5 protein-coding genes are annotated in these 9,974 nt (G+C 57.3%); 4 read left to right on the forward strand and 1 reads right to left on the reverse strand.

Going from position 1 to position 9,974, the window contains the following annotated elements:
* The first annotated feature begins 11 nt into the window (after positions 1 to 11).
* Genes IBT47_RS23530 through narI form a run of 4 tightly spaced genes read left to right on the forward strand, consistent with a single transcriptional unit; the run spans position 12 to position 6,714 of the window.
* A complete protein-coding gene (locus IBT47_RS23530; protein ID WP_200563404.1) occupies positions 12 to 3,773 on the forward strand; it encodes a nitrate reductase subunit alpha in 3,762 nt (1,253 codons plus the stop codon).
* Complete coding sequence (narH, locus tag IBT47_RS23535) at positions 3,770 to 5,314, forward strand: nitrate reductase subunit beta (protein WP_200563406.1); 1,545 nt, start codon at positions 3,770 to 3,772, stop codon at positions 5,312 to 5,314. Before IBT47_RS23530 ends, narH begins: the two co-directional genes overlap by 4 nt.
* A complete protein-coding gene (narJ, locus tag IBT47_RS23540; RefSeq protein WP_200547021.1) occupies positions 5,311 to 6,033 on the forward strand; it encodes a nitrate reductase molybdenum cofactor assembly chaperone in 723 nt (240 codons plus the stop codon). Before narH ends, narJ begins: the two co-directional genes overlap by 4 nt.
* Before the next feature lie 3 nt (positions 6,034 to 6,036).
* Positions 6,037 to 6,714, forward strand: coding sequence for a respiratory nitrate reductase subunit gamma (gene narI, locus IBT47_RS23545; RefSeq protein ID WP_200563408.1), 678 nt, complete (start codon positions 6,037 to 6,039; stop codon positions 6,712 to 6,714).
* A gap of 192 nt (positions 6,715 to 6,906) precedes the next feature.
* On the opposite strand, the gene mutS is transcribed toward narI, so the two are convergent.
* Complete coding sequence (mutS, locus tag IBT47_RS23550; protein WP_200563410.1) at positions 6,907 to 9,468, reverse strand: DNA mismatch repair protein MutS; 2,562 nt, start codon at positions 9,466 to 9,468, stop codon at positions 6,907 to 6,909.
* Between the last annotated feature and the right edge of the window lie 506 nt (positions 9,469 to 9,974).

Consider the following 9,974-nt stretch of genomic DNA (forward strand, 5'->3'; position numbering starts at 1 on the left):
GAGCATGTCGTATGAGCAAATTTCTGGATCGTTTACGCTATTTTAAACAGCTGGCAGAACCCTTCTCCGGCGATCACGGGCAAACCCTGAACACCAACCGTGACTGGGAGGATGGTTATCGCAGCCGCTGGCAGCATGACAAAATCGTTCGCTCCACGCACGGAGTTAACTGTACCGGTTCATGCAGCTGGAAAATCTATGTGAAAAATGGCCTGGTCACCTGGGAAACCCAGCAGACCGACTATCCGCGCACCCGCCCGGATTTGCCTAACCACGAGCCTCGCGGCTGTCCCCGCGGAGCCAGCTATTCCTGGTATTTATACAGCGCTAACCGCTTGAAGTACCCCCTGATGCGTAAGAGCCTGATTACGCTCTGGCGCAAAGCGAAAGCCCGCCATAGCGATCCGGTACTGGCATGGCAGTCGATCGTGGAAGATGCTGAGCAGGCTACCAGCTATAAAGCGGCACGCGGGCGCGGTGGTTTCGTGCGTTCAAGCTGGCAGGAGGTCAATGAACTGATTGCTGCGGCTAACGTCTATACCGCGAAAACCTTCGGGCCTGACCGTATTATTGGTTTTTCGCCTATTCCGGCGATGTCGATGGTTTCCTACGCCTCGGGTTCGCGTTACCTGTCACTGATTGGCGGCACCTGTCTGAGCTTCTATGACTGGTACTGTGACCTGCCTCCGGCATCGCCAATGACCTGGGGTGAGCAGACAGACGTTCCCGAGTCCGCCGACTGGTATAACTCTTCCTACATCATGGCGTGGGGCAGCAACGTTCCGCAGACCCGTACGCCGGATGCGCACTTCTTCACTGAAGTCCGCTACAAAGGTACCAAAACCGTCGCCATTACGCCGGACTATGCCGAAATCGCCAAGCTTTGCGATCAGTGGCTTGCGCCTAAGCAGGGCACCGACAGCGCGCTGGCGATGGCGATGGGCCACGTTATGCTGACCGAGTTCCACCAGCAGCGCCAGGTGGAATACTTCCGTAACTATGTTCGCACCTACACCGATATGCCGATGCTGGTGATGCTGGAGCCGCGCGACGGTGGCTATTACGCTGCCGGACGTATGCTGCGTGCCAGCGATCTGGTTGATGGCCTGGGCCAGGAAAATAACCCGCAGTGGAAAACCATTGCCATCAATGAAGCCAACGGTGAGCTGGTTGCACCGCAGGGATCGATTGGCTACCGCTGGGGCGAGAAGGGCAAGTGGAACCTCGAACAGCGCGAAGGTAAAGATCAGCAGGAAGTCGAGCTGCAGCTGAGCCTGCTGGACAAGCACGATGACATCGTTGATGTCGGTTTCCCTTACTTTGGCGGTACCGAAGTTCAGGACTTTAACACCGTCGCGCTGGATGAAATCCTGCTGCACAAACTGCCGGTTAAGCGCCTGCAGCTGGCTGACGGTAGTACCGCACTGGTGACCAGCGTCTACGATTTGACGCTGGCGAACTACGGCGTTGAGCGCGGCATGAATGATGCTAACTGTGCGGCAACCTATGATGAGGTGAAGGCCTACAGTCCGGCATGGGCTGAGCAGATCACTGGCGTACCGGGTCAGAATACCATTCGTATTGCGCGTGAGTTTGCCGAGACCGCTGAAAAAACGCGTGGACGCTCCATGATTATCGTCGGTGCCGGTCTGAACCACTGGTATCACATGGACATGAACTACCGTGGCCTGATCAATATGCTGATCTTCTGCGGCTGCGTCGGGCAGAGCGGCGGCGGTTGGGCACACTATGTTGGTCAGGAAAAACTGCGTCCGCAGACCGGCTGGCTGCCGCTGGCCTTTGGCCTTGACTGGCAGCGCCCGCCGCGCCATATGAACGGCACCTCGTTCTTCTACAATCACTCCAGCCAGTGGCGCTATGAGAGCTTGCAAACCGAGGAACTGCTGTCACCGCTGGCGGATAAATCACGCTACACCGGCAGCCTGATCGACTTCAACGTGCGATCTGAGCGCATGGGCTGGCTGCCGTCGGCTCCGCAGCTGAACGTTAACCCACTGCATCTTGCGGCAAAAGCAAAAGCAGCAGGTGTTTCCCCGGTTGATTACACCGTTGCCGGTTTGAAGGATGGTTCCGTGCGTTTTGCCGCCGAGCAGCCTGACAACCCGCAGAACTTCCCACGCAACCTCTTTGTCTGGCGTTCTAACCTGCTGGGTTCTTCCGGTAAGGGGCATGAGTATCTGCTGAAGTACCTGCTGGGGACCGATAGCGGCGTGCTGGGTGACGATCTGGGTGAAATGGGTGCGGCGAAACCGGAAGAAGTGGAATGGCGTGATAATCCTGGCAAGGGCAAGCTTGACCTGGTGGTTACGCTCGATTTCCGTATGTCGAGCACCTGCCTCTACTCCGATATCGTACTGCCAACCGCAACCTGGTATGAAAAAGACGATATGAATACCTCGGATATGCATCCGTTTATTCATCCGCTGTCTGCCGCCGTCGATCCGGCCTGGGAGTCCCGCAGCGACTGGGAAATTTACAAGGGCATCGCGAAGCGTTTCTCTGAGCTGTGCGTCGGCCACCTTGGCGTGGAAACCGACGTGGTGACCCTGCCGATGCAGCACGACTCCGCCGCCGAGCTGGCACAGCCGCTGGGCGTGCAGGATTGGCACAAAGGCGAATGCGACCTGATCCCGGGTAAAACCGCCCCGCATCTGATGGTGGTGGAGCGTGATTACCCATCAACCTATGAGCGTTTTACCTCCCTCGGACCGCTGCTCGATAAGCTGGGCAACGGCGGTAAGGGCATCAGCTGGAATACTCAGACCGAAGTCGATTTCCTCAAAAAGCTTAACTACGTCAAGGCCGATGGTCCGGCAGCGGGCCGACCCAATATCGACAGTGCCATTGATGCGGCTGAAGTCATTCTGTCGCTGGCACCGGAAACCAACGGTCAGGTTGCGGTTAAGGCCTGGCAGGCGCTGGGTGAATTTACCGGGCGCGATCATACCCATTTGGCGCTGAATAAAGAGGATGAAAAAATCCGCTTCCGCGATATCCAGGCACAGCCGCGCAAAATTATCTCCAGCCCGACCTGGTCAGGTCTGGAAGATGAGCATGTGTCTTACAACGCCGGTTATACCAACGTTCACGAGCTGATCCCATGGCGTACGCTGACCGGCCGTCAGCAGCTGTATCAGGATCATCAGTGGATGCGTGACTTTGGCGAAAGCCTGCTGGTCTACCGTCCGCCGATCGATACGCGCACCGTACAGCCGCTGATAAACCGCAAGCCTAACGGTAATCCTGAAATGGCGCTGAACTTCATCACGCCGCACCAGAAGTGGGGTATTCACTCAACCTACAGTGAAAACCTGTTGATGCTGACGCTGTCGCGCGGTGGCCCGATTGTCTGGCTGAGCGAGGACGATGCTAAGCAGTTAGGTATTGAGGATAACGACTGGATCGAGGCCTTCAACGCCAACGGTGCACTGACCGCCAGAGCCGTGGTCAGCCAGCGCGTGCCTGCGGGCATGACCATGATGTACCACGCTCAGGAACGTATCGTGAATATTCCTGGTGCGGAAACGACGAAGCAGCGTGGCGGTATTCATAACTCGGTAACGCGCGTCTGCCCGAAACCGACGCACATGATTGGCGGCTACGCGCATCAGTCCTACGGCTTTAACTATTACGGTACCGTCGGCTCTAACCGCGATGAGTTCGTCATAGTCAGAAAAATGAATAATATTAACTGGTTAGATGGCGAAGGCAACGACGATTGCCAGGGCAGCCAGCAGGAGGTCGCTAAATGAAAATTCGTTCACAGGTCGGGATGGTATTGAATCTCGACAAATGCATCGGCTGCCATACCTGCTCAGTAACCTGTAAAAACGTCTGGACCAGCCGGGAAGGGATGGAGTACGCCTGGTTCAATAACGTTGAAAGCAAACCGGGCGTAGGCTTCCCTCATGCGTGGGAAGATCAGGAGAAGTGGAAGGGCGGCTGGATCCGTAAAATTAACGGCAAGCTGGAGCCCCGTATGGGGAGCCGCGTTGGCGTGCTGTCGAAAATCTTTGCCAACCCGCACGTACCGGAACTGGACGATTACTATGAGCCGTTTGATTTCGACTATCAGCATCTGCATAACGCACCGGCCGGTAAGCACCAGCCGATTGCCCGTCCGCGCTCGCTGATCACCGGCGAACGGATGAAGAAAATTGAGAACGGTCCTAACTGGGAAGAAATTCTCGGCGGCGAGTTCAGCAAGCGTTCGAAAGATGCCAACTTTGCGCATATCCAGAAGGAGATGTACGGCCAGTTCGAAAACACCTTCATGATGTATCTGCCGCGCCTGTGCGAACACTGCCTGAACCCGGCGTGCGTGGCGACCTGTCCTAGCGGTGCGATCTACAAGCGCGGCGAAGATGGCATTGTGCTGATCGATCAGGACAAATGCCGCGGCTGGCGCATGTGCCTGACCGGCTGCCCTTATAAGAAGATCTACTTCAACTGGAAAAGCGGCAAGTCGGAAAAATGTATTTTCTGCTATCCGCGCATCGAATCGGGCGCGCCGACCGTATGTTCAGAAACCTGCGTGGGCCGTATCCGCTACCTCGGTGTACTGCTGTATGACGCCGACCGTATTGAGCAGGCCGCTTCGGTGGAGAATGAAAAAGATCTCTACCAGAGTCAGCTGGATGTTTTCCTCGACCCGAACGATCCGGCGGTTATTGAGCAGGCACTGAAAGACGGCGTGCCGCAGAGTGTGATCGACGCGGCACAGCGTTCACCGGTGTACAAAATGGCGATGGACTGGAAGCTGGCGCTGCCGCTGCACCCGGAATATCGCACACTACCGATGGTATGGTACGTGCCGCCGCTGTCGCCAATTCAGTCAGTGGCGGATGCGGGGCAGCTGGGCCATAACGGCGTGCTGCCGGATGTGGAAAGCCTGCGTATTCCGGTGCAGTACCTCGCTAACCTGCTGACGGCTGGCGATACCGCACCGGTATTGCTGGCGTTGAAACGCATGCTGGCAATGCGTCACTACAAGCGTGCCGAAACCGTTGACGGCGTTCATGACGTCAGCGCGCTGGAGCAGGTGGGGCTGACCGAGGCGCAGGCGCAGGAGATGTATCGCTATCTGGCGATCGCCAACTACGAAGACCGCTTTGTGATCCCGTCCAGCCACCGCGAGCAGGCGCGTGAAGCCTTCCCTGAAAGTAAGGGCTGTGGCTTCAGCTTCGGCGACGGCTGCCACGGCAGCGACGTGAAGTTCAATCTGTTTAACAGCCGCCGCATCGATGCGATTGACGTGTCGATCAAAACTAAGCGGGAGGAAGATGCATCATGATTGCGATACGTCTTATCGCCCGCCTGCTGGATTACCCGGAGCAGGAACTCTTCGATCATCAGGAAGAGCTGCAGGCAGCCCTGCAGGAAGCGGATGAACTCAGCGGTGAACAAAAAGCGATGCTGGCGGAGTTTATCCGCCACTGTGCAGCGCGGCCGCTGCTGGATCTGCAATCCGACTACTGTGAGCTGTTCGATCGCGGCCGTGCAACGTCGCTGCTGCTGTTTGAACATGTACACGGTGAATCCCGCGATCGCGGACAGGCTATGGTCGATCTGTTGGATCAGTACCGTGCTGACGGCCTGGAGCTGGATGCCCGAGAACTGCCGGATCATCTGCCGCTTTATCTGGAATATCTGGCGCAGGGTGGGCTGGCCCGCGTTCGTCAGGGCCTGCAGGACGTTGCGCCTATTCTTGCTCTACTGGGTGCTCGTCTTGAACAGCGTGGCAGCCCTTATGCTCAGCTATTCCCCCTGCTGTTGGATCTGTCCGGCAGCAGCGCCAGCCCTGAGTCGTTGCAGTCGCAGGTTGCGGGTGAAACGCGGGACGACACGCCGCAGGCGCTTGACGCGGTGTGGGAAGAAGAGCAGGTGTCCTTTATTGCCCGCATGAATCCACAGGGTGAAGGCTGTACGGCCACACATCAGCGCCGCTTCGCGGGGGCCGTCACTCCGCAGTACCTCGACGTTTCGACACTCAGCCAGCCAAGGGGAGAGTAGGTTATGCAATTTTTAAATATGTTCTTTTTCGATATCTACCCCTATCTGGCCGGTACGGTATTTCTGGTAGGAAGCTGGCTGCGCTACGATTACGGTCAGTACAGCTGGCGGGCGGGTTCAAGTCAGATGCTGAGTAAGAAGGGGATGAGGTTTGCCTCTAACCTGTTCCATATTGGGATACTCGGTATCTTCTTTGGTCATATCGTTGGCCTGCTGACGCCACACTGGGTTTATCAGTCCTTCCTGCCCATCGCTGCCAAGCAACAGCTGGCGATGATTGCCGGGGGGATCTGTGGGGCGATGACGCTGATCGGTGGCGGTCTGCTGCTCAAGCGCCGACTGACTAACGTGCGCGTGCGTGCAACCAGCAGCTTTGCTGACATTATGATCCTGACGCTGCTGGTGGTTCAGGCTGCACTGGGGCTGTTAACTATTCCATTCTCGGCGCAGCATGCGGATGGGTTAGAAATGATGAAGCTGGTGGGCTGGGCGCAGGCGGTGGTGACCTTCCACGGTGGCGCATCGCAGCATCTGGAGGGCGTGGCCTTTATCTACCGCGTGCATATGGTGCTGGGTATGACGCTGTTCCTGCTGTTCCCGTTCTGCCGCCTGGTGCATATCTGGAGCGCGCCGGTCGAGTACCTCACCCGTCGCTATCAGCTGGTGCGTAACCGCCGCTGAAAATAAACGGTGAAATATAAAACGGGCTGGAATCTACCAGCCCGTTTTTTTATACGTTGCAACCCAGCCAGAAGGCAGTTCCCTCAGGCTTATCGCTGTGAGCGGGCGCTTAAAGCCCCTTTTGATTTCTGCCAGGACCCGCTAAGAAGCGGGCCTTTCAGCAGCTATCAACCAGAGCCTGTTAATGCCGGATTAAACCAGTGATTTCAGGCGGTAAATCCATTCCAGCGCCTGGCGAGGGGAAAGCGAGTCGGGATCGAGCGCTTCCAGTGCCTCAACGGCGGGGGATGTTTCTTCCACCAGCAGCGGCAGCTGTGAACCATCGGCTTTAGTGGCGGCGGCACTGCCGGAAAGGGCTTCAAGCTCTTTCAGCTTCTGCCGCGCACGCTTAATCACGTCCTTCGGCACGCCCGCCAGCGCGGCGACCGCCAGCCCGTAGCTTTTGCTGGCTGCCCCATCCTGCACGCTGTGCATAAAGGCGATGGTATCGCCGTGCTCAACGGCATCAAGATGAACGTTAGCCACGCCTTCAATCTGATCCGGTAAGGTGGTCAGCTCGAAATAGTGGGTGGCAAACAGCGTCATCGCCTTAATGCGGGTAGCCAGGCTTTCCGCGCAGGCCCAGGCCAGCGACAGGCCGTCGTAGGTGGAGGTTCCACGGCCGATTTCGTCCATCAGCACCAGGCTGTACTCGGTGGCGTTGTGCAGGATATTGGCGGTTTCGGTCATTTCCACCATAAAAGTGGAGCGGCCAGATGCCAGATCGTCCGCTGCGCCAACGCGGGTAAAGATTCGATCTACCGGGCCGATCACCGCCTGCTCTGCCGGAACGAAGCTGCCGATACAGGCCATCAGCGTGATCAGCGCGGCCTGGCGCATATAGGTACTTTTACCGCCCATATTCGGGCCGGTAACGATCAGCATGCGGCGCTGCGGTGAAAGCGATAGCGGGTTGGCGATAAACGGTTCTTTCAGTACCTGTTCAACCACCGGATGGCGCCCGCCGGTCAGCTTAATCCCTGCTTTATCGCTCAGCGTTGGGCAGCTGTAGTTCAGCGTCCATGCGCGTTCGGCCAGGTTGCTCAGCACGTCCAGCTCGGCCAGCGCAGCGGCGCTCACCTGTAACGCTTCCAGGTGCGGCAGCAGCATATCGAACAGCTGCTCATACAGCGCTTTTTCCAGCGTCAGCGCTTTGCCTTTGGACGTCAGAACTTTGTCTTCATATTCCTTCAGCTCGGGAATGATATAGCGTTCGGCGTTTTTCAGCGTCTGGCGGCGAACATAGTGGATTGGCACCTGATGGCTCTGACCACGGCTGACCTGAATGTAGTAACCGTGAATGGCATTGAATCCGACCTTCAGCGTGTCCAGGCCGAGCTTTTCACGCTCGCGGATTTCCAGCCGGTCAAGGTAGTCGGTCGCGCCGTCGGCCAGCGCCCGCCATTCATCCAGCTCTTCGTTATAGCCAGGCGCAATGACGCCACCGTCGCGCACCAGCACCGGCGGGGTTTCGATAATTGCACGCTCCAGCAGCTCACGTAGTTCGGCAAACTCACCCATCTGGCTACGCAGTGTTTGCAGATGGCCGGTTTGATTATTTTCCAGTACCTCATTCAGCTGCGGTAGCTGCTGGAAGGCGTGGCGCATGCGGGCCAGATCGCGCGGGCGGGCGGTGCGCAGCGCCAGACGTGCCAGAATTCGCTCAAGATCGCCGATCTGCCGCAGCAGCGGCGAAAGCTCATCGTTGAGATCCTGCAGGGCGGCGATACTTTGCTGACGCTGGGTAATGACCTGGGTATTGCGCACCGGACTGTGCAGCCAGCGCTTCAGCATGCGGCTGCCCATTGGCGTCACGGTTTTGTCCAGTACCGAAGCCAGCGTGTTTTCAATGCCGCCGGAAAGATTCTGGGTGATTTCAAGGTTTCTACGGGTGGCTGCATCCATAATGATGCTGTCCTGCTGGCGCTCCATGGTCAGCGAACGGATATGCGGCAGCGAGGTGCGCTGGGTATCTTTCACGTACTGCAACAGACAGCCTGCAGCACGCAGCGCCTGATGTGCCTGCTCCACGCCGAAACCGCTGAGATCGCGGGTGGCGAACTGCAGGTTGAGCTGCTGACGAGCGGTATCCAGCTCAAACTCCCACAGAGGACGGCGGCGCAGGCCGCGGCGGTTTTCAATCAGCGCCATCGACGGGAAGTCTTCCGGGTACAGCAGCTCGGCCGGGTTAGAGCGCTGTAGCTCAGCGGCCATCGTTTCCTGATCGTCCGGCTCTGCCACACGGAAACGGCCGGAACTGATATCCAGCGTGGCGTAACCAAACCCACGTGCGCTTTGCCAGATGGCCGCCAACAGATTATCCTGGCGCTCCTGCAGCAGGGCTTCATCGCTGATCGTTCCCGGGGTGACAATGCGCACCACTTTACGCTCGACCGGGCCTTTGCTCAGCGCCGGATCGCCGACCTGCTCGCAGATCGCGACGGATTCGCCCAGCTGTACCAGCTTCGCCAGATAGTTTTCCACGGCGTGATAGGGCACGCCCGCCATCGGGATCGGTTCTCCGGCGGAGGCACCGCGTTTAGTCAGCGAGATTTCCAGTAGCTGAGAAGCACGTTTGGCATCGTCGTAAAACAGCTCATAGAAGTCACCCATACGGTAGAACATCAAAATTTCCGGATGTTCTGCTTTCAGCCGCAGGTACTGCTGCATCATGGGAGTATGGGAATCGAAATTCTTGTTGTCAGTCACGGACATGGTTTGATTAATCCATTGAATTTAAAGTGTAATGTGATTTTGTTGTTTTCGTTGGTATCACGGTGTTGCTCAAAATAACGCGCAATCGTGCAGCGACTAGCGATGTAAAATCAATCGGTTAACTCTGCCCGATGATCGGCCCCGTTATCTACCGCTATAGTAGCCCAGTGACCAGCGGGCTGTCACAGGTAATAACGGAAGGCTTGCCGCAAACTTTGTATCAGATTGGGAGATTGCTGCGATCGGGGTGAATCAGGCCAGGTTGCCAGGCTATGAGGCTGTCAGCTTGTTGGCTTATTGGCTATCTTGTCAGATTGTCAGATTGTCAGATTGGTGGATTGGTGGATTGGTGGATTGGTGGATTGGTGGATTGGTGAATTGGTGAATTGTCAGATTGGTGGATTACCGGGTGCGGGAGAAGTGAATACGGGAAGGAACGATGTCGGGAAAGTGGCGGGGGCGGCCCGGGGGGGGGGGGGGGGGGGGGGGGGTTGTGGGTGTTTTTG

Origin of the sequence: Erwinia sp. S43 (assembly GCF_016624745.1) — a bacterium.
GTDB lineage: Bacteria > Pseudomonadota > Gammaproteobacteria > Enterobacterales > Enterobacteriaceae > Erwinia > Erwinia coffeiphila.

Coding starts and splice junctions, on each gene's coding strand:
- IBT47_RS23530 (WP_200563404.1), top strand. CDS start 12: ATGAGCAAATTTCTGGATCGTTTACGCTATTTTAAACAGCTGGCAGAA.
- narH (WP_200563406.1), top strand. CDS start 3,770: ATGAAAATTCGTTCACAGGTCGGGATGGTATTGAATCTCGACAAATGC.
- narJ (WP_200547021.1), top strand. CDS start 5,311: ATGATTGCGATACGTCTTATCGCCCGCCTGCTGGATTACCCGGAGCAG.
- mutS (WP_200563410.1), bottom strand. CDS start 9,468: ATGTCCGTGACTGACAACAAGAATTTCGATTCCCATACTCCCATGATG.
- narI (WP_200563408.1), top strand. CDS start 6,037: ATGCAATTTTTAAATATGTTCTTTTTCGATATCTACCCCTATCTGGCC.